At 52.0% G+C, this 20,663-nt stretch carries 20 protein-coding genes; 7 read left to right on the top strand and 13 right to left on the bottom strand.

Annotated elements, in window-relative coordinates; translation table 11 throughout:
* Positions 1 to 107: 107 nt before the first annotated feature.
* Positions 108 to 881, bottom strand: coding sequence for an SDR family oxidoreductase (locus tag MIB40_RS17210; RefSeq protein WP_249696733.1), 774 nt, complete (start codon positions 879 to 881; stop codon positions 108 to 110).
* Between the two features lie 187 nt (positions 882 to 1,068).
* Here MIB40_RS17210 and MIB40_RS17205 point away from each other — a divergent pair, with 187 nt between their 5' ends.
* Positions 1,069 to 2,133 (top strand): hypothetical protein, encoded by a 1,065-nt coding sequence (locus MIB40_RS17205; RefSeq protein ID WP_249696732.1) that lies wholly within the window; start codon positions 1,069 to 1,071, stop codon positions 2,131 to 2,133.
* A gap of 399 nt (positions 2,134 to 2,532) precedes the next feature.
* Entirely contained in the window at positions 2,533 to 4,119 is a 1,587-nt protein-coding gene (locus tag MIB40_RS17200; protein ID WP_249696731.1) for a methyl-accepting chemotaxis protein, read from the top strand.
* Between the two features lie 109 nt (positions 4,120 to 4,228).
* On the opposite strand, the gene MIB40_RS17195 is transcribed toward MIB40_RS17200, so the two are convergent.
* Both MIB40_RS17195 and MIB40_RS17190 read right to left on the bottom strand, forming a co-directional pair.
* Positions 4,229 to 5,317 (bottom strand): rhomboid family intramembrane serine protease, encoded by a 1,089-nt coding sequence (locus MIB40_RS17195; RefSeq protein ID WP_249696730.1) that lies wholly within the window; start codon positions 5,315 to 5,317, stop codon positions 4,229 to 4,231.
* On the bottom strand, positions 5,317 to 5,928 hold the full coding sequence (locus tag MIB40_RS17190; RefSeq protein ID WP_249696729.1) for a hypothetical protein: 612 nt from the start codon (positions 5,926 to 5,928) through the stop codon (positions 5,317 to 5,319). Before MIB40_RS17190 ends, MIB40_RS17195 begins: the two co-directional genes overlap by 1 nt.
* Positions 5,929 to 6,346: 418 nt before the next feature.
* Here MIB40_RS17190 and MIB40_RS17185 point away from each other — a divergent pair, with 418 nt between their 5' ends.
* Positions 6,347 to 8,365 carry a methyl-accepting chemotaxis protein gene (locus MIB40_RS17185; protein ID WP_249696728.1) on the top strand — a complete coding sequence of 673 codons (2,019 nt, stop codon included), beginning with the start codon at positions 6,347 to 6,349 and terminating at the stop codon, positions 8,363 to 8,365.
* A 9-nt stretch (positions 8,366 to 8,374) separates the two neighbouring features.
* Here the strand turns inward: MIB40_RS17185 and MIB40_RS17180 are convergent, their stop codons facing one another.
* Positions 8,375 to 8,878 carry a hypothetical protein gene (locus MIB40_RS17180; protein ID WP_249696727.1) on the bottom strand — a complete coding sequence of 168 codons (504 nt, stop codon included), beginning with the start codon at positions 8,876 to 8,878 and terminating at the stop codon, positions 8,375 to 8,377.
* 269 nt (positions 8,879 to 9,147) lie between these two features.
* On the opposite strand from MIB40_RS17180, the gene MIB40_RS17175 reads away from it, so the two are divergent.
* The 3 genes from MIB40_RS17175 (at position 9,148) to MIB40_RS17165 (ending at position 12,454) form a co-directional block, all read left to right on the top strand.
* Complete coding sequence (locus MIB40_RS17175; RefSeq protein WP_249696726.1) at positions 9,148 to 9,654, top strand: YHS domain-containing (seleno)protein; 507 nt, start codon at positions 9,148 to 9,150, stop codon at positions 9,652 to 9,654.
* A gap of 782 nt (positions 9,655 to 10,436) precedes the next feature.
* Positions 10,437 to 11,597, top strand: a complete 1,161-nt coding sequence (locus MIB40_RS17170) for a methyl-accepting chemotaxis protein (protein ID WP_249696725.1) — start codon at positions 10,437 to 10,439, stop codon at positions 11,595 to 11,597.
* Positions 11,594 to 12,454, top strand: a complete 861-nt coding sequence (locus MIB40_RS17165; RefSeq protein WP_249696724.1) for a nitrate- and nitrite sensing domain-containing protein — start codon at positions 11,594 to 11,596, stop codon at positions 12,452 to 12,454. Before MIB40_RS17170 ends, MIB40_RS17165 begins: the two co-directional genes overlap by 4 nt.
* Before the next feature lie 23 nt (positions 12,455 to 12,477).
* On the opposite strand, the gene MIB40_RS17160 is transcribed toward MIB40_RS17165, so the two are convergent.
* Positions 12,478 to 12,921, bottom strand: coding sequence for a CopD family protein (locus tag MIB40_RS17160; protein WP_249696723.1), 444 nt, complete (start codon positions 12,919 to 12,921; stop codon positions 12,478 to 12,480).
* A gap of 32 nt (positions 12,922 to 12,953) precedes the next feature.
* On the opposite strand from MIB40_RS17160, the gene MIB40_RS17155 reads away from it, so the two are divergent.
* Positions 12,954 to 13,112: a hypothetical protein gene (locus MIB40_RS17155; protein WP_249696722.1), complete on the top strand. Its 159-nt coding sequence runs from the start codon at positions 12,954 to 12,956 to the stop codon at positions 13,110 to 13,112.
* Between the two features lie 19 nt (positions 13,113 to 13,131).
* On the opposite strand, the gene MIB40_RS17150 is transcribed toward MIB40_RS17155, so the two are convergent.
* The 8 genes from MIB40_RS17150 to MIB40_RS17115 all read right to left on the bottom strand — a co-directional run bounded on the left by MIB40_RS17150 (position 13,132) and on the right by MIB40_RS17115 (position 20,398).
* The gene (locus MIB40_RS17150) at positions 13,132 to 13,665 is read right to left on the bottom strand and encodes a gluconokinase (protein ID WP_249696721.1); all 534 of its coding nucleotides are present in this window, start codon (positions 13,663 to 13,665) and stop codon (positions 13,132 to 13,134) included.
* 46 nt (positions 13,666 to 13,711) lie between these two features.
* Entirely contained in the window at positions 13,712 to 14,653 is a 942-nt protein-coding gene (locus tag MIB40_RS17145) for a 2-dehydro-3-deoxygalactonokinase (RefSeq protein WP_249696720.1), read from the bottom strand.
* Positions 14,646 to 15,320 carry a 2-dehydro-3-deoxy-6-phosphogalactonate aldolase gene (locus tag MIB40_RS17140; RefSeq protein WP_249696719.1) on the bottom strand — a complete coding sequence of 225 codons (675 nt, stop codon included), beginning with the start codon at positions 15,318 to 15,320 and terminating at the stop codon, positions 14,646 to 14,648. Before MIB40_RS17140 ends, MIB40_RS17145 begins: the two co-directional genes overlap by 8 nt.
* Positions 15,321 to 15,354: 34 nt before the next feature.
* Positions 15,355 to 16,503, bottom strand: coding sequence for a galactonate dehydratase (gene dgoD, locus MIB40_RS17135; RefSeq protein ID WP_249696718.1), 1,149 nt, complete (start codon positions 16,501 to 16,503; stop codon positions 15,355 to 15,357).
* Positions 16,504 to 16,512: 9 nt separating this feature from the next.
* Positions 16,513 to 17,817: a TRAP transporter large permease gene (locus tag MIB40_RS17130; RefSeq protein WP_249696717.1), complete on the bottom strand. Its 1,305-nt coding sequence runs from the start codon at positions 17,815 to 17,817 to the stop codon at positions 16,513 to 16,515.
* A complete protein-coding gene (locus MIB40_RS17125; protein WP_249696716.1) occupies positions 17,817 to 18,425 on the bottom strand; it encodes a TRAP transporter small permease subunit in 609 nt (202 codons plus the stop codon). The genes MIB40_RS17130 and MIB40_RS17125 overlap by 1 nt, the downstream gene beginning before the upstream one ends.
* 98 nt (positions 18,426 to 18,523) lie before the next feature.
* Positions 18,524 to 19,555: a TRAP transporter substrate-binding protein gene (locus tag MIB40_RS17120; protein ID WP_249696715.1), complete on the bottom strand. Its 1,032-nt coding sequence runs from the start codon at positions 19,553 to 19,555 to the stop codon at positions 18,524 to 18,526.
* Positions 19,556 to 19,627: 72 nt separating this feature from the next.
* Positions 19,628 to 20,398, bottom strand: a complete 771-nt coding sequence (locus tag MIB40_RS17115; RefSeq protein WP_249696714.1) for a FadR/GntR family transcriptional regulator — start codon at positions 20,396 to 20,398, stop codon at positions 19,628 to 19,630.
* Positions 20,399 to 20,663 lie beyond the last annotated feature (265 nt).

Here is a 20,663-nt window from a genome sequence, read left to right as displayed (position 1 = left end):
CTCGGTGTTGAAGCCCTTGTTCAGGTCTCGACATGAACGGCGAGCTTCGCCTTGATAAAAACCATTTTAGGATCCGCAGAGATCTATCCGAATTATTCAGAGGTGCCTTAAGAGTTGCCCTGGGCTTTATGGATGGACAATCCACCATCGACCAGCATGGCAGTGCCCGTTGTGAAACTTGACGCGTTGGAGGCGAGATAAAGCGCCGATTGGGCAATCTCGTCGGGAGAGGCCATTCTTTTCAGCAGGTGCAGGTTTTGTACGAACTCGATGACCTCGGGAGTATCGCCAAACGACTTGGCCATAGGCGTGTCGGTTCCGCCGGGTAACAGGGCATTCACACGAATATTGTTGGCGGCGCCTTCGATCGCCAGGGCCTTGGATAATCCAATCAGGCCCGCTTTACTGGCGGCATAAGCCGTCATGCCGGGCATACCGACGGTATAGCCGACAAAGGAGGCGGTAAAAATGATCGAGCCGCCGGTCTTTGCCATGGCAGGTAGTTGGTAACGGGCGGCTGAAAAGGCGGCGGTAAGATTGGTCCTCAGAGTTTGCTCCCACTGCGCCAATGATAGTTCATCGACGCTCAACATCGGGCCCAATGTCCCCGCATTATTAAAGGCGACATCCAGACGGCCAAATTTGTCGAGGGCCAGGCTAACCAGTGCACTCGCGTAGGAATCCTGGGTGACATCACCAGCAAGTGCACAGGCTTGACCACCCTCGCGTTCTATCTCGTCGACGAGTTGTTCAAGTGCCGCTGTTGTGCGGGCAGCAGCAACGACCTTTGCGCCCTGTTGCGCAAATAGCTTGGCTGTCGATCGGCCAATACCTGAGCTGGCACCGGTCACTAAGGCTACTTTATTGTGTAATGACATCATGGAAAACCTCCTGAAGTAAACTTGCCAATGAGTGCTGATGTTTACTCTAGAGGTGCTGGTTAAAACATTCGACCCGATTCTTGTGGACTTGAAACTGAAGAAGAAAGCTCTCCGATTTCCGATGCGTTCTCTCTACGATCTGGGTCTATAGTTATTCTGGAATTGATCGTTGAAGAGCTGGATCTTTATGGATAGTGTGAAAAAAACTCGGCCGCACCCAAATAATTCTGATGATTACAAAGCACTTTTTATGGAGTTATTGGTGTTTCGTATTCTGCGAGATCTTAAGCGCGACTGGGGGTTGTTTATTGATCGCAAACAGGTAGAAAAACGAAATCGCTACTGGCACCGACGAATAACCCGTTATGCGATCGATGCGGAAGGGTTGCAATACAAGGACGGGATTTTTGGGACGCACCGAATCGATTTTACCAGCCATTTACTGGGAGTTCTGGATTCCAAATTCTCCACGTTGCTGCAATTCTTGTCGCTGTTCGGCCTGATGGTCGGTGTCTGGAATCGTACGGATGAGGATTCGGACGGGGAGGTGTTCTGGTGGATCTCATTCAGCTTTTGGATTGCCTGGGTGCTGGCGGCGATTACCTGTTTCAGAGGAGGATTCAGAGTCGCCTGGAACGAGCCTCGATCGGTTAACACTCAGCCACTGAATGTCTGGAATACCGAGCATAAGAAGCTGCAGGAGCATGTCGAATTCGAAAAGCTGGTGCGTTCGCTGGTTCGGCGAACGGCCTGGTTTCGTATCGCAGCGGTGCAACTCCTGATCGTGGCCATGCTGGGTGTAACATCGATTGCCTATGATCTGTTTAATATTGATCAATATCTGGAAGATGTCTCGAAGGAGTCGGTAGTATCGGATACATCGAATATGGCTATTCCCGAGTTACTGTTTCTACACGGAGAGACAAAGCATCAGCAAGAAACGTTGGGATTATTCCATCGCGAGATAATGGCTGTTGAACACACAATAAGCGGGTATGTATTAATAGAACCAGCCCTTGTGCCAAATCATGCAGAGCAAGAAATCAAAGCAGAAAACGATCAACCCACAAAGCAATACATCCTGAGTTATACCGGTGACTCGAATGACAGGGTATCGGGCTTTTTGTATGAAGTATCCATAGCCGAACTTGATCTGTTGGATGCTCATGCTGGTAGTCAAACGGAGCGCAGGGCGATAGATTTTTTATCGGATAAACAGATCTGGGTTTATCGAAAGAAGATTTCGCAATAACCACTGTTTGATACTCATTGGGCAGCGGCGTGGGAAGGTCATTTAACGCTTGAGCCGTTTTATATTTCTGGATTAAAAAAGCCCGTGCCCCCTCAATCTCAAAGCAGAGCATCGTACAAACATCAGGCTTGGGGTAATCCTGTGGCAGGCTGGGTATTAATCGCAGGGTCAGTTCGCAGAACGTAATTCATTTGATTGTTTTTTGATCGATCGCTGCAGATTTACGAATCGATACGTATTTGTCGGGCCGGTTAAAACTGACACCATCGTACACACAGCAGGTTTGGTTATCTCCCATTATCATCTTTAATGTTTGAGGAAGTTAGCGCTGGTCTAGACACCAAAATAGTGGCTTACCTGAACTTGCTGAATAGTATTTAAAAGTCAGGAGGAAGCCCGATGAAAATAAATCAACCCGTTACCGACAAAGAGCGGATCTATGCCGCTAACCAGCGAATTGTTAGCACCACCAGTAAAAAAGGTGTTATCGAACATGTTAATGATGACTTTGTCGATATTTGTGGCTTCGATAAGGATGAACTGGTCGGTAAGGCGCATAATATTGTGCGGCATCCTGACATGCCCCAGGCAGCTTTCCAAAATCTGTGGGATACCCTGAAGGATAATAAATCCTGGATGGGGGTGGTCAAGAATCGATGCAAGAATGGTAACTATTATTGGGTCGATGCCTTTGTTACAGCAATTAATGAGGGTGATGACACCGTTGGCTACCAATCCGTTCGAGTCAAACCCGAACCCGATAAAGTCAAACGAGCCCAGGCGCTTTATCAGCAGGTGAATAAGGGGCCGAACCTTTTGCAAAAGCTCTTATCATTCAGCCCCTCGATGGTGACCCGGATTATTCTCTCGGGATTAATTCCGTTGTTGATAGCATCGCTGGTAACCTTTTATTTGCAACTGACAACGGGTTCGGCCCTGCTGTGCATGTTGCTGGTGGCAGGTATCGGTCAAGTCGCTTTGGCCGTGGGCATTAGTCGGCCCTGGGTAAAAGCGGCGAAGAAAGCCGAGGCTATTTTTGATAACCCTATCGCCCGCCAGGTTTATACGGGGCGTACTGATGAGTTGGGCGCATTGCAGGTAGCACTTGATTACCTTAAATCGCAACAGGGCACCATCATTTATCGATCGTCCGACGCCGTCGGCAATATTGCCGTTGCCGCCAGTTCAGCCGCCACCTCGACCGCCAGTAATGAAGCCAATATGAACCGGCTAAACGAGGAGGTTGACCAGGTATCGACGGCGATGTCCGAGATGAGTGCAACGGTGAATGAGGTCGCCAAAAATGCCGAGGTGACGGCAGTGTCGGCACAGGAAGCCTACAGCAATGTGTTGGTTGGACAGGAACTGGTCGGGAAAACCAAGAGCATCGTTGGTGAGCTGTCAGGGCGTGTCGATGAGGCCTCACAGGTCATCCAGCGACTGGAAACCGACAGTGTTAAAATCAGTTCAATCGTCGATGTGATTACGAGTATTGCCGAGCAAACTAATTTACTCGCGTTAAATGCGGCCATAGAAGCGGCGCGAGCCGGTGAGCAGGGGCGCGGGTTTTCGGTCGTGGCCGATGAAGTGCGTTCTCTGGCCGGTAAAACACAAACGTCGACAGGAGAGATTATTCAGATGATCTCTTCCTTGCAGGAAAACGGCCGTGCTGCTGTCAACGTAATTGAAGAAAGCAAGCAGACGGCCGAGCAGAGCCTGGAGGAAGCAATCAAGGCCGAGACGTCGCTGGAAACCATCCAGGAAAACGTCAATGTGATAACGGAGATGAGTGCGCAGATTGCAACGGCGGCGGAACAGCAGAGTGCCGTGTCTGAAGAAATCAGCCGCAATATCGTCAATATTGGCAGTAATGCATCCGACACTCTTGAGGGTTGTCAGTCTATCAATCGGTCTAATAAAGAGTTGGTTGCCAGCATAGATAAGCTCAACAATATGATCACTCAGTTTGGCGAAGCGAGGCAATAATTGCCACTAAACCCAAGTGCACTCAGCGATTGAATGGTTAGTATTGTTCCGTCGCCTGAATGCACCGGGTTATGAGGAAGGTAGATAGAAAAACGGTTGCTTGAAAAGCCTAACGGCTCACCACTGCCGCCGGATGGGCCAGCATTTCCAGCAACGGGTTTCGTTTAAAGATGTAGGGCTTCAGGATGTAGCCGATCAATAGTCCACTGACAAAACCGCCGATGTGTGCCCAGTAATCGATACCGCCTTCGTCAACCACCATGCCTGCAACGTTAAGGCCTACCCAAATGGCAAAGTACCAGATGGGTGACAGCTTCTTCTGAAAAATAAAAATCATAAAGGTCAGGCTGGCGTTGCGGAACCAGATCAGATACACACCAAACAAGCCGGCAATGGCCCCACTGGCACCGATGGAAGGGATATCACTGTGCCAGTTCATACCGACGCTGATCAGGCTGGAGAGTAACCCGAGCCCGAGATACAGCATGATAAAGTGCCGCCGGCCCAGAGCGTCTTCGATATTGTCGCCGACGACATAAAGGAAATACATGTTACCCAGCAGGTGCAAGGTATCACCGTGCAGGAAAATGCAGCTGATCAGAGTCCAGGGTTGTTCACCAGCCAGCGTCGCGGTGGGCACGTTGCCAAACAACATGATCAGCTGATTGCCGAGTTCGGGATTGGTAACATAGCTAAGAAAAATCAGGCAATTAAGCGCGATCAACGTCCAGGTAACCAGAGGCTTGCGTTTGGGTTTGACGTTGTACTCCACCGGCATCTGGGACAAAAACTGGAAAACACGGCTCTTCCAGCTCAGACCCTTGTTCAGGGTGCCCAGGGTTTGCTGGATCGCCGGTGATTGCTTGACCTGGTGCAATTCGTCGCTATCGACCCACACGCCCTGACATTGCTCACAGATATCGATACTGACCTGATATTGAGCAAGCAGTTGATGGCTTTGCATACGCCCATGACCTTCCGGACAGGGGCGATCGCTGATGCCCAGTACCGGGCCTAACTGTTGCTGGTAATCGGCTTCGTTGTGGCCATTATCAACGCGAGACAATACCCGGTTCAATTCGTCGTGTTCAAACCAGTGGCCACCGCAGGCACGGCAGACATCCAGTTCTTCATCATAACAGGTAGTGGTATCCAGATATTGTTTGTCACAGCTTGGACAGCTGGCATGGCGAGCCATTATTTCACTCCATCTTGCAGATCGACTTCTACGTCGTGCTGCTCCAGATCGACACGAATGGCCTCTGCACTGGCTTTAAGCTTGGGCAGAACCAGATTGTTCATCTGATCAAGCTGCTGCTGCAGCAATCCGCTGGCGTATTTATTGCCATAGTGAAAGGCTTCAACCTTCTCGATGATGTCATTCACTTCGGCGTAAAAACGGCGAGTCTCGGTCAGGAAATAGGTGGGCGTTTCCAGTGTCGTAGGAGAAAACTTCATTGTGTCCCAGACATAGGTATCCAGCTTGGGGTTAGCCATCTTGATGGCATTGGTGGACAGGTTTTTGCTCAAGACTTCAGAGTTGTAATCGGCAAGCTGAGCGGCATTGTCGGCCAGCTCGGCATAGAGTGATTCGCGCAAATAAAAGTTGTTCTGTTTGGTCTGTAACGCATCAAAAACCAGTGCCTGGTTAAGGCCCGCTTGCGCCGCCAAATACACGCCAACAATAGTGGCTGCAATGGTGAACAGATGTGAAATCCAAAAACCACTTTTTGAAAGATCCTGGTTATCAATTTTTTTTTGCTGGTTAGTTGTCGTGTTGGTTGTGGTTTCTTGCTGCGCGTCGCTCATTGGGACTCCCTGTCAGATTATCAGCGGGGGATGGTAGAAGTAATCGGTCCTGCAAGGCAAGGAATCTGGCGTGAATTTAGGGGATATGAGCAGTAGTGCTCATTGCATGAGGGAGTGACTGTGTGTTGGCTCTTTCTGGTTGGAAAATGTACAACTCTGGTCGGCTGTTGTGAATCAGGACAGCGAATTGCTGACGGTTGAATAGTTTGAACCGGAATATAAAAAAGAGCTATTAGAGCCTAACTGGATATATGGCCATCTGTGGGTCTCTGGAGAATGAAGAGCGTTTCATATGCACCGCGATGCTTGATGATATGCGTATTCCTGTCTAGCTTAATGGGACAGATGTGAATGACGCTGACAGTGGGTCGATAGGCCAGCCCCCTCAGTGTGTTCATTCAAAGAATAGGAGCAATCCATGTCTGCTACCCACTCTTCGATCTTCTCCGGTTTTGGTTTGGACCACCTCACGATCAAGCGTAAGCTGCAAATGCTGATGGTGCTGTTCGTTGCCGTTATTACGACTCTGGTGGGGTACACCACAATTTCCCTGGATCAGCAAAGCAGTGATGGATTGGTAGTCAATATTGCGGGGCGGCAACGTATGCTGACGCAAAAACTGACCAAGGAATTTCTCCTGGCAGTTGAGGTGGCCAAAGATAGTAAACAGAAATACAACGCTGATAGTTTCACCAAGTCGCGAGATTTGTTTGATGTCTCCTTGAAGGCGCTGATGCAGGGCGGAGAAACCTTCTCCGATCTGGGTATGACCAAACCGGTGGTGGTGCCCAAAGCCGATCCTATTGCATACCAACAACTATCAATGGTGGCTGATCTGTGGCAGCAGCACATCACCACCATCAATGCATTTGATCCAGGCAACTATCAGACGAGTCAGCTGGAAGCTATCAGTGGCCATTCGGTAAAGGTTTTGGCGGCAATGAATAAAGCCGTGGGTATGTTGGCCAACGAATCGGACAGTAATATTCAAACAATGCGGCGCAATCAAATTATTGGTTGTGTGATTGCCCTGTTTATAGCTCTGATGTTATCCAGCATTATCGTTTCCAGCATTACCGGCCCATTAACTACCGTAATAGATACCACCCGTCGTATTGCCAAGGGTAACTTGAAAAAATACGACATGGGAAAACTGTACAATAATGAGTTGGGTCAACTGACCACTAATGTAGAGAACATGCGTACGGCCTTGCATCATATTATTACAGCGGTACAGCAAAATGGCAGCCAGATGGCCCATTCGGCGCAGCAGGTTTCGACGGTGTCGGCAGAAATATCATCCGCCAGCCAGGTGGAGCAGAAAAGCTCGGAGCAGGTGTTGGTTGCCATTAACGCCTTACTTGACACATCTACCCTGATTAGCGACCAGATTGAACATTCCAGCAAGGTATCTGAAGATAATAGCCAGCAGACCGAATATGGCATATCGGTTGTGAATGAAAATATCGATACATTAAATAGTGCGGTGGATAGTGTGCAGCGCGCGGCTGGTCAGATGACTGAGCTGAAAGAGTTTACCGAAAAGATCCATGAAATCACTGCATCGATAAACACCATTGCGGAACAAACCAATTTATTGGCATTGAACGCGGCCATCGAGGCGGCCCGTGCCGGTGAGCAAGGAAGAGGCTTTGCCGTGGTTGCCGATGAAGTGCGCAGCCTGGCGTCACGCACGTCAATTTCGAGCAATGAGATAACCCAGTTGATTGCACAGTTGACCGACAAGGTAGAAAGTTCAGAAAGTGCCATGCAGCAAGTCGTATCGAATGTGAATCAATCGCAACAGAAGTCTCAGGAAACGGTAGAGTCCTTTAGCAGAATGTCTGAAGGTATTACTCAAACAACAGAAGGAGCCAAGTCTATATCGGAGATCAACCAGCAACAGGTAGAAAGCTTGCAGCTATTAGATGATCAACTAAAAAAACTAATCGATGTCCTACGTGAAAGTGGCGACAAAGCGAGTACGACTTCGATGGTAGCGAGTGATCTCTATCAAATATCAGATGAGCTGGATGGTCATCTGCGTGGCTTTGAGACTGATTTCAGCGATACCGTTCAGGCCGATAAAAGAGAAAAACGAACCGAACCAAGAGTGCAAAGCAAGCTGCGCGTGGCTATCACCCAGGGAGAGGTAAGCAGCGACGGCTTGACAGAAGATCTCAGTATGAATGGTGTAAAAATTCGCTGTGTAGAAGCCTTCGATCAGCAAGAACTCGTTAATCTCAGGTTGTATATTCCTGGTGTTAATGAGGGAGTATCAGGAAAAAAGATCAGCCTGATGGGAAAAATAATTCACCATGATCAACAAGACGATATCAATAATTATGGTATTCAATTTGATGGTATAGGGGATGCTGAAATAGCTGAGCTAAAACAGATATTCAATCACTTTAAACAACCCCATAAATTTGAATAATAAGAAGAATTAGAAACCAATCTTGAAGCATCGGCTATAGAGCCAAGCCGAGCCGCCGGCAATGCCCAGGCTAATTAGCATAGGTATCGGATTGGTAGACATGATTAACGGGGTGATCAGCTCAATATGATAGGCCACGCTGCATCCCCCGAAACCTTTGCAGATTGAGGCCACGCCCCAGTGAGTATAGGTAGGAAAGCTGAGCACATAGGCCGTAATAGCCGCTTGCTTAATTAAACGTGATGCCTTGGAATTCAGAATCTTCATGCTGGCAATAATTACACCGGTCATAACCAGTGCGTAAGAGATATAGGCCGCAATCATTAGATCGCTATCCCACTTGAATTTGCTACAACGACCTACTGCATCGTCAAAGGCACAGCTGTTGGTGATATAGCCCGCGAGAAAGCCAGCGTAATCATGGGCAAAGATGCGCGACAGGTACAGAAGGTATAACCATAAAACCAACAGACCTAGACCTGCCCCGATATAGCGAAGTATTGTTAATCTCATTTATCCTTCCTGGATCGATAAATACATAACAGTTACAAGCTCTGTAGTGTATTTATCAACAAACAATCCGTAATTTCTAACATTTGTATCACGATACCTGAGCGTAGACCGCCCAATCGGCATTCGGTTCGATAAAAAATGATGTAAACAAAAAAAGTGAAAGAATTGATGCATCGTCATGATCTCACTTATTGAGTAACAGCCGTACGGGTTTGTTACTCAAAGATAAGCATATGAGCACAGCATACTTTTGAGGGATGAGTGACGATATGATGACGATGCTAAAAAATGGATTATTACTATTGTTTTTGACAAGCTCAGGGCTGATTTGGGCAGCGGATCCGGAAGTTTTCTCCCATAAACGCTTGGGTGCCATAAAAGGTTACGATCCAGTGGCTTACTTTTCGTTGAACCCAGGAGATCCGGCGGTGAAAGGCAAAGAAGAGTACAAGCATGTATGGAAAGGAACGGAGTGGCGATTTTCCAATGCCCAGAACAGAGATGCCTTTATCGCAAACCCTGAGCGGTATGCACCACAATATGGTGGCTACTGTGCGTTCGCCTCGGCACATAACTTTACTGCATCTACCCGGCCTGACAGTTGGTCCATTATTGACGGTAAGCTGTATTTGAATCACAACAGCGCCTCAGAAAAAAACTTTCTGGAAGATCCGAGCAGTTATATTGCCCGGGGACAAGAAAACTGGCCTAACCTGTTGAAGCGTTGTGAAGAACGAGGGGCGTGTCGGGAAGCCTTTAATCTAAGGCACCTTTGATTCATTCGGATAGATCTCTGCGGATCCTGGAAATGGTTTTTATCAAGGCGAAGCTCGCCGTTCATGTCGAGACCTGAACAAGGGCTTCAACACCGAGAAAAACCATTTTAGGACCGCCCTACGGGGCTTTCAGGCGAACCCAGACTCTTTGTTGCGCCTTTTTGAAAGGTCTGGACCTTACTGCAAAGACGTGCCGCGATTCGGGATTCGCCTGAAAGCCAGAGTTCATCTGAATTATTCAGAGGTGCCTTAATCAATAATAGCAAATGAGCCTCTGGGCATTATCGATCAGAGGCTCTTCTTTTATATAGCAAAAAGGATAAAAAAGTTAATGCTTTCTGGTCGTGGGTTAAGAATTGTAGGTGATTAGTTATTAGGCTGAAACTTCACTTTTGGCAATCTTTAGCACGTCTTTATGAAGAGTCTGGTAGTGTTTTCCAGAGGTCTTGGCTTTATTGATTATTTATCGGGAGCTTGGGGGCATGGGCTAGTAATCATCGGTTTCACAGAGTGGACCCAGCAAGAATCAAGATAGTAACCGTTGTTTTACGATCGTATTCATACGCCAGAAGAGACTGACAAATACCCTGAGGGGGCCTGTATCGATTGTGCCCTGTTTTGAGTCGAGGGCTTTATTTTAGTGCGCTTTGAGCGAGAAATTGGTCTCATTTTTTTCGGCGATGATCGGTCTATGCCTGATAACGGGCACGCTGTTGGGTGGTTAGCGCAAATTGGATTGTTCCTTGCAATGTAATCCCTACATGCACTAATCCGGGTATCTCATGCGTACGCTATTGTTGTATCCAGCGGTATTGTTGCTGGAATGGATCGGAATGCAAAAAACCTGCGGGTTGCTAATCGTATTTCTGTTTTATTGCCTGTTGTGTCATCTATTGCCAGTGCCGCAAGGGTGGTTAGTTATCAATGCCGCTGTTTGCCTGATGCTGCTGGGTTCGTTCATTGGCACCGTAGTGGCACAGTTAACGCAATTTGAGCGGCGTTGTGCACAGACCGACGCTGCAGCATTTGATTACCGCGACCTGCAAATAAACCAACTGCCACTGTTGGATAAGCTGAGCGCTTTTAATCAGTTGTTGCTGGAATTACAGCGTAGCCGGGAGCGCCTGGAAGCCAAGCTGGTCGAAGTGTCTTACTCATCCGGTGAACTGAAAAAGTCGGCGCGATGGGTATCAAAGCATGCCCGGCAACAATCAGAAACCACCGAATCCATCGCGGCCGCGGTGGTTGAAATGAGCCAGAGCCTGGGCTCTGTGGTCGACAAACATGGCAAGGTGGAAGCGGCGGCTGTTCATGCCCATCAATCATCCATTGAAGGTACCGAGACGCTGGCACTGGTTACTGAATCCATAAATCAGGTTGCCCGTCAGGCACAGCAAACCAATCAGCTGATGAGCGAGCTGGATCAACACGCGTCCGATGTCAGCAATATGTCCAATGCCATTCTGGATATTGCCGCCAAGACCAACTTACTGGCATTGAATGCCTCGATAGAAGCCGCCCGAGCCGGAGATATGGGGCGTGGTTTTGCCGTGGTAGCCAATGAGGTACGGGATTTGGCGTCGAGCTCCCAGAGTACAGCTGATGACATCATCAGTCGTATCGCGAGTGTTCGGGATAAAAGTGAAACCGTTACAACGAGCATGCAGGCCGTTGTGGCTAGCACCGAAGCCAGTCATCAACAAACCCGCCAACTGGCTCAATCCTTAGGTACGATCAGCACACAAACCCAGGATGTGCAGCAACAGGTGGTTGAGGTCTCGAGCAATACGGAGCAACAACAACAGGCGACGCAGGAGATCTCATCCCATCTGGAAGGTTTGGTAGTAGGAGTGCAGGAAAGTACCGCCGTATCCATTGAAACGGCCAAGGTGGCCAGTTACCTGTATGACCTGTCGACCATCCAGGACAAGGAGGAATCATGAACAGTTTGTTAATTGCTTTAGGGTTTGCCGTTTGCTTGGCGCTGATCGCGTTAATGGCGATCCGGTTGTGTTGTGCTCGGCGTAAAAAAAGTGAACAGTTGCAGGGGGTAGAGCTGTTGCAGTCGCTTCAGAAGTTGGTTGTTCTGACGCAAAAACACCGAGGGCTCAGTAGCGGTTATCTAAAAGGCGATAAGGCATTACTGGCATCGATCAATCAGCTTCGCAGTGATATCAACACCGCCCGTCAAGCGTTAACTCAGGCGGTGCAACTGAATTATAATGAACGCTGGACGTTGTTCTTGAACGACTGGAATGCCTTGCTGGCAGATTACAGCCAGTTAACGTCGCCAGACAGCTTTCGTCGGCATTGTTGTCTGATCAGTAATTTGCTGAATCTGATTGAAGATCAGGCCATCGGTCATCAACTGGTGCGGGAAGCCATTGTCGAGCACCCGGAAATTAATGTGCTGTATCGCGAACTGTTGCTGGTGTCTGAATACGTGGGTCAGTCGCGGGCGTTGGGCACCGGTGTGGCGGCGGCCAAGCGTTGCAGCAGTGTGGAAAAAATTCGTATGCAGTTCCTGTTAACACAGATCGAATCGATCGCCGGTGATGTGCTCAACCGCTTAGCCAGAGGCTACCAGCATCGATCGGGACCATTGCGAAGCCTGACCAGCACAGCAGAATCCAAGTGCCAGCAGCTCACGGACAGTATAAAACGTGAGCTATTATCGGAAGATAAGGTCACCCTGGAAGCGATCGAATATTATAATCTGGCGACGGAGTCCATCGATGCCTTTGTAGCGATTTTTGATCATCAGATGCTGGGTGTTGAGCAGTCTTTAAGGCAACACTAATATTCGCGCGAACCTTTTCGGGTTTAATAGAACCAGCCGGTTCTAAAGGCGACACCAACCGTGACAAAGAGAATGGAAAACAGAGTCACCGGAAAAATATGCCAGGCCATGGTTGGTAGTGTGTCTTGGGACAGGGAAGGAATCACGCGAAGTCGGGCATTCAAAGCAAAACCAAAGGTCAGCGCCAGCAACGTGAGTTTGGCAGCGATGCCGTGAGCCAACGGGTTGCTCATATCAAACCATTGATTGATATTGGGCACCAGTCGATGCGCCAGCATCAAACCCGTTACAATTTGCACGATCAGCGCCGGCATGCCAATTTTTTCGAAGCGGGATTCAAATTCCAGCAGGCGCTCGGGAGAACGCTCTTGCAGCGCCCGTGGCAGAATAATGCTGGCCAGCACAATGTGCCCGCCCGTCCAGATGGTGGCGCCCAGTATGTGCAGTAAAAGCAGTAATCCGTACATGGTCTGGGGTTGTCCTGCGATGGTGTCAGTCGATGGTTGAAGTGCTTTATACCGGCACCTGGCCAGTGTGGGCAAGCGATGCTGTTGAGTATCGCATAAAAATTGCCGTCTCGTGCAATCCACAGATCGGTCTGTTATCCATTCCTGGAAAGGGCAACCTGGGTTGTCATTGGCCAGTATCGGTCGTGTAACCGATTATTCGTCACATGTTCAGGGGGGCGGGCTGGCATCCTGATTGGCCCTGAGTGACAGCAGCGCGTGTTCAACAAGCTGTTCGGCACTTAAACCAATATCCAACCGAATGGCGCCTTCATCGACGGGGATTTCCAGATCCCTGAGCTGACTATTGAGCATGCTGTCACCCTTGAAAAAGTGCCCCTGACGGCCCTTGATGCGTTCCAGCAGCAGGTCGTAGTCTCCGTGTAGATAAATAATTTTTAGCTCGGGTGCACCCAGCCTGAGTTGATCGCGATAGCGTTTTTTCAACGCCGAACAGCCGATCACCAGATCCTGATTGTTGTCCCGTGCTTGCTGGTAGAAGCCAGAAAGCGTGGCCAGCCAATCGGCCCGGTCATCGTCAGTCAGTGGAATCAGGTTCGACATTTTGGCGACGTTGGCCGGGCTATGATGATCGTCAGCATCGATAAAGCGAACGCCGAGACGTTTGGCCAGCATGTCACCGATCAGCGACTTGCCGGAACCCGAGGTGCCCATAACCAGAATCGAGTAGGGGGATGTCAACATGGGGGGTTCAGCTTCTGTTGATAACTGTGATTATGATGAGAGTTGATCATTTTGCGCTGACGCTTTGATGGTGACGGAACAGTTCCCGCATGCCAGCCAAGGTGGCGCTGGCGCTATCAAACCACTGCACTCGAATGCGATGGTGCTGCAGGGCCTGGGTATAGGGTTCTCGCAGGTTGGGCGAACACACCAGCAGCAGATCACTCAGGTCCGGATGCTGTGAACCCATGGCCCGCACCTCCTCACCGATTAAAACCCCGGACAGATAACTCACTGCCTGCGAGTCACTGAGGTCAGCATAGAGCGAGCGGCTGCGGGTTTCAAACAGGGCGTGTAACAGCCCGCCATGATCATTCACCCGTTGCAAGCCCAGGGCAAAGGCCCGGGCATCGAAAGGGGCATGCTGGCGAGCGGGTTCGCCGGGCAGGGTGTGGTCGCGTACCGCCTGGTAAAGTTCTCCGGTCATCAAAGTGGTGAATCCGGTAATGCGTTGTTGTTGAAGCTGGACCCATTTGCTGTGAGTGCCAGGCAAACAACAATATGCACTTTGTTGATTCGCCAGCGTCAGCGCGCCCAGCGCCTGAATCTCCTCTCCGCGCATTATATCAACATGAGTATCGGTCACCTGTTTGGCGCCCGGCAGAATCCAGCCATTGTGCAGTTCAGGAATGGCGATGGCCTGCTGGGCCAGTTCGGCAAACCCCAGCGGCAGATCGGGTTGCGGCGCTTCAAGCCAGCCTCGGGCCGAGCCGACCATGCCCGACAGATACAGCGGTACCGCGCCGGCTTCGCGCCACTGTTCCACCTGAGACAAGCAGTAACCGGCGAACTGATCCCGTTGCAGAGCCATCAAGCCCTGATTGGATTCACGCTGATCCAGGCACTGCCCTGTCGCGGCGTCGAGCAGATAGGCGCGAAAATTACTGGTGCCCCAGTCGATCACGATCAGACGGTGATTTAAGGGTTTAACCCTATCGGATTCAGTCATGGCTGCCGGATTGTTGGGAATGGCGTTGTTGCAGGCGGTGCCATTCGGCGACCAGTTCGGCGGCGATGCGGCCCACCTCGGTCGCCGGGCGGCCCGGGGTATACAGGTTGCTGCCAAAGCCAAAACCGCCAATGCCGGCCCAATGCCATTCGGCCATGTTATCGACATTGACGCCGCCGACCGCCAACACCGGCAGCCCAGCGGGAAGTACGGCTTTCAGATCTTTGAAATAGTCTGGCCCTAACCGGGCGGCGGGGAACAGCTTCAGGGCGCAGGCGCCGGCCTGAGCAGCTGCAAAGGCTTCCGAGGGCGTCATGCAGCCGATAAAGGGCGCCAGACCCGCATCCACACCGGCACGAATGACCTCCGGATTGGTGTTGGGGGTGATCAGCAAACTGCCGCCCAGTTGCGCCAGCTGGCTGACCTGCTCGGTGCTGAGCACGGTACCGGCGCCGATCAATATCGGCTCCGGACAGTGGGTACGCAAGCGGGCAATGCTGTCCCAGGCGTTGGGGGAATTGAGCGGCACCTCGATAAAGCGAAATCCGGCGTCGATTAAGGCATCTGCCACCGGTTCGATCTCATCGGGGGTAATACCGCGTAAAATAGCGATCAAGGGCAATTGGGCCAGCCCCTGCTGCAGGCTGTGGTGTTGCTGTGGATTCATAAGGCATCCTTGGCCAGAGAAGATGGGTATGGGCTTACCATTCGGCGATGCTGCCATCGTCGTGGGTCCACACAGGGTTGCGCCAGCGATGACCGATCTTGGCCCGCTCCTCGACGTAGGCCTGATCGATCTCGACCCCCAGCCCCGGTCCGTCGGGAATGGCGATATAGCCGTTGTCGATCTTGAGCGCCGATTTGTCGCTCAGGTAATCGAGCACATCGTTCCCCTGATTGTAGTGAATGCCCATACTCTGCTCCTGAATAAAGGCGTTATGGCAGACCGCATCCAGTTGCAAAGAAGCGGCCAGGGTCAAGGGGCCCAACGGGCAATGGGGTGCCAGAGCCACATCGTGGGCGCTGGCCAAAGTGGCGATCTTGAGCCCCTCACTGATGCCGCCGCAATGGCTCAGGTCGGGTTGGATGATATCGATCATGCCATCGGCCATCAGATCTCTGAATTGGTAGCGGGTATGTAAGCGCTCACCTGTGGCCAGCGGATAACTGAGGTTACCGGCGATCTGTTTCAGACAGGGCAGGTGCTCGGGCAGTACCGGTTCCTCGACAAACATGGGGTTATAGGCTTCCAGTTCGCGCAAGAGGGATTTCGCCATCGGGCGGTGAACCCGGCCATGGAAATCGATCGCGATGCCGACATCGGGACCCACGGCGGCACGGGCTTCGGCAACCCGGGCCACGGCTTCGTCTATTTTGCGGTGACTGTCGACTATGGCCATCTCGGCGCTGCCGTTCATTTTGAAAGCGCTAAAGCCCTTGTCGACCAAGGCTTTGGCGCCGCTACCGACATCTTCCGGACGGTCGCCGCCGGTCCAGGCGTAGACCTGCATGCGGTCGCGGCAGGCTCCGCCCAGCAGTTGGTGAACGGGTACTCCGAGATCCCGCCCTTTAAGATCCCACAGTGCCTGATCGATGCCGGCAATGGCACTCATGAGGATGGGGCCGCCACGATAGAAACCACCGCGATACATCATGTTCCACAGGTGCTCGATACGGTGCGGGTCTTGTCCGATCAGGTAGTCCGACAGTTCGTGCACGGCGGCCTCGACGGTGGCGGCGCGGCCTTCTACCACGGGCTCGCCCCAACCATAGACGCCGGCGTCGGTCTCAATTTTCAGGAACAACCAGCGGGGGGGCACTTGCCAGGTTTTTAATCCGGTAATTTTCATGGTTTAGACTCAGTTAAGCATCCACAGTGGTATCTGCGGCCACATCAGGATCATGGCCAGCACACAGAGTTGAATGGCGATAAAGGGCAGCACCGAAATATAGATATCTTTCAGGCTGATCCCCGGTGGTGCCACCCCTTTCAGGTAAAAGGCGGCGGGGCCAAAGGGCGGCGACAGGAAGGAGACCTGCATATTGACGGCAAACAGGATGCCGAACCAGATGGGGTCGTAACCCAGTTGCACGACAATCGGGATAAAAATGGGCAGGGCCAGCATGGCGATGCCAATCCAGTCCAGGAACAGGCCCAGCAACAGCAAAATGGCCATCATCACCAGGATGATCAGAATTGGTGCCACCTCCATGCCCTGAATCATGCCCGAGACAAAACGGTTGCCGCCCATCAGGTTGTAGACTCCGACCAGTGCCGCAGCGCCGATACCAATCCAGATGATCATGCCGCAGGTGGTCATGGTCTGGCCGAGACTGCCGTGCAGGGTCTTGATGGAAAATTCACCGCGAGACGCGATCGCCAGCAGAACCCCGAATACGCCCATGGCGGCGGCTTCGGTCACCGAGGCGATACCGCCATAGATGCTGCCCAGTACCATGCCGGCAATCAGAGCGGGAATCATAATGGCGCGCAGGGCCTCGCCCTTGCTACTGAAACCGGCGTCGGTGTCTTCCGGGCTGAGGGGTGGGCCCAGAGCGGGGTTGCGGAAGCAGCGCACCAGCACATAGGCGATATAAGCGGCCATCAGGAGCACGGCGGGTGTGATCGCGGCGGTAAACAGGTCGGCGATGGAAACGCTGGCGATCATGCCGTAAATAATCAGCACGATAGAGGGGGGCATCATGGTGCCCAGGGCGCCGCCGGCGCATACCACCCCAATCGACAGGCGTTTGTCGTAGCCCAGGCGCAGCATCTGTGGCAGGGCCAGCATACCCAACAGCACGATCTCGCCGCCGATAATGCCGGACAGTGCGGCCAGGAAAAAGGCCACGATAATGGTTTGTACCGCGACCCCGCCGGGCAAGCGCCCGGCAAACATACGCATGGCGTTAAACAGGTCCTTGGCGATGCCCGATCGGTCCAGCAGCGAGGCCATCAAGACAAACATCGGTACCGCGACCAGCGAATATTCGGTAACGAAGCCGTATACCCGGCTGGTCACCAGCGGCAGGGCATTCGGGCCGAACCAGCCAAAGGTAAAGGCCATGGCGATCAGGCCGGTAATAAAGGCCAGTGGCAGGCCGGTCACCAGCAGGGCAAAGATCAGGCCGACCATCAAAATAGTGGCATTAGCGATATCCATCAATCGGCCTCCGGATTGCGGGCGGAGCGCTTGCAGGATTCGATCAGGTGCAACAGCGCCTGCAGAGTCATCAGGGCCAGGGCGAGCAGAATAAAGGCTTTGGCCATGGCCGGAAACGGTGGATTCCAGGAGGTGCCGGAGCGTTCCAGCTGCCAGTCACCCATGGGGTTGTGGGAGGCACTCCAGAACATTTTAAAACCGGCGTAGGACATGACAACGCAAAAGCAGAGCGTCACCAGATCATTAAAGCGGTCCATCCAGATGCGGATGGCGGGGCTGACATGGTCGTAAAGCACGCGCACACGAATGTGACGATTGCTCGCAAGAGCCACAGGGCCGCCGAGGGAAAAACAGACCGCGATGACAAAGACCACAGATTCATGCACCCAGGAGGTGGGGGAATCAAACCCATAGCGCATAAAGACTTCGAAGACGCTGATCGACATGGCCACAAATACCAGCCAGGCCGCCAGGGAGCCGCTGTTGATAATAAAGCGATCCAGATCGTTGCGAGCACCGTCGGTGATTTTCGCTTCTGGTGCGATCAAAGGGTCTGCCCTCTGATCAGAAGCCGGGTAGGGGCCCGGGGAATTGCTGGAACTGGGCATTGATCCTCCGCAAGAGCGTCATAGCCATCGAAATACGGGCCGTGTCCGGCCCGTTGTCAAGGTTGAGGAATATGGGGAAGCACAGGCTTCCCGAATAGTCACATCAGATTGCGATCGCTCAGGTAGGCGACAACCGAATCGTAAATTTTCTGATTCATTGGGCTCTTCTTGGCCCAGACTTCCCATTCCTGCTTGGCGATGTTGCGGAATTTGGCGCGCTCTTCCGGAGCCATATCGATGATGGTGATAGAGCTGTCGGCGCGGGCTTTCTTCACCGCAATCAGGTCGCGTGCTTTGAGTTTAGCAACCATTTCGTAAGCCATAGCGTCGACCGAGGTTTCCAGAATCGCTTGCAGTTCCGGAGTCAGCCCGTCCCAGATCTCTTTGTTGAGGGAGACCGACACCATTGGCAGGGAATGGAAACCCGGGTAGTTAGGGTACTTGGCGAAGCTCATCAGACCCTGATCGTAATTGGTCGAAAATACGGTGTAGTCCGCGGCATCGATAACGCCTTTCTCCAGCGCGGTGTAAACCTCGGAGCCCGGCAGGTTAACCGGTGTTGCGCCGGCTTTCTGGAAAATGTTGTAAACCATACCTTCGGGGGCGCGCAGCTTCAGGCCTTTCATATCTTCCACGGTACGCAGCGGCTTCTTGGAAACGAAGGCTTCGAGGCCGGTGGCCGCCGCGCCGATCAGGTGCACGCCGTAGGGCTCAACCAGCTCGTTATAGATCTGCTCGCCGCCGTTGTATTTCATATAATCGAGGAACTCCAGCGGATCGCCCCAGGCACCGACCAGATTGCCGAGCATGCCAAAGGCGGGATCGCGACCCGAGAAATAGCTGGGATCGGTCAGGTGGCCCTGCAGAATGCCCGAGCTCACCGCATCCAGGGTCTGATTGGCTTTGACCACGGCGTTAACGGGCAGAATTTCAATCTCGATTTTGCCGCCGGACATCAACTTAACGTTTTCGGCCCACTGTTTCTTGATTTCGAACTGGGGTTCGCCCGCGTTTTCCGAGGTCTGGAAGGTCCAGTTATAGTCTGCTGCCTGCGCTGTCATTCCTACCAAACCAAACAGAGCCGCCACAGAGGCATGACCCAGCCACTTCAAGGATTTTCTATTCATCATGAGGATTTCCTGTGAGTTAGTTGATGTTTTCTTGTTGTTGTTAAATCAAACAAACGGCAAAGCGCCGCATCATTAGAGCGCTGCTCCCAAAGGGGGCAGCAGGGGGAGGTCACCAGGCTGCTCTTCCACGCCCAGATCACGACCTGTCCGTTCGAGTACGCCCAGGGCGGCCGTATAAGCCGCCTCCGGTTGACGCAAACGAATGGCTTCCATCACCTTGCGATGTCGCTCCATACTGTCCTGAAGCTCATCGGCACTGTGGTTGGATTTTTCTACCAATAGGGTGATCGAGGGCCGCAACAGATGGCTCAGTTGCGTCCAGATCATATTGTGCGAAGCCGCGAAAATGGCTTCATGAAAAGAGACGTCATAATCGTTATGGCTACGCCCTTGCCACATCAGGTCGGCTTGTTGGGATGCCGCGATCATGCCGTCGAAGGCGGCTTCTATCGCCACCAGGTCACTGGCTGTAGCCAGCTGGGCGGCCATTGAGGTGACAAAGGGTTCGACGGCAACGCGAAACGCGTACATCTCGCGCTCGAAACGCTGGTTATCGCTGCCGTGGGCGGCCATCCAGCGCATCACGCGGGGATCCAGCAGATGCCACTCGGACATCTCCTGAACTCGAGTGCCCTTGCCGGAAATGCGTTTCAGAATACCCTTGGCAACAAAGGTGTGCAGGGTATTGCGCATGGTGCTGCGGCTGACGCCGTATTGCTCGCACAGGTCGACCTCTCGCGGGAGCAAGCTTTCGGGCTGGTAATGCCCGGAGAAGATCGCCTCGGCGATACGTTCGGTGATATCGGTGCGGGCTGGTGCAGAATGGGGTGTCGTATCTGACATGGATAAAAAAGATCGCCTATGTATGTCATACATACAATAGGTAATGTCCGACATATGGTCAAATAGTCGACTTCCAGAAATTATGGGTCCTTTCTGTGAAACGGATCAGCGGCGCGTCGATCTGGAAACTCTAAAGAGGTGTTTTCGCGGACAGTGAGCGGGGGTTAGGACTAATAAGATGACTCGCCTCCCACCCTAAACTAGGCTGAAGGTGACGAAACCCAAGAGGCGAATCATCATGAATATTCAAACACTAGGTGTAGAC

The sequence above is a fragment of the Aestuariirhabdus haliotis genome (genome assembly GCF_023509475.1).
In the GTDB taxonomy this organism is placed as follows: domain Bacteria; phylum Pseudomonadota; class Gammaproteobacteria; order Pseudomonadales; family Aestuariirhabdaceae; genus Aestuariirhabdus; species Aestuariirhabdus haliotis.
The sequence above is the reverse complement of the archived record's forward strand: the minus strand, read 5'-3'. Positions and strand labels throughout refer to the sequence as shown.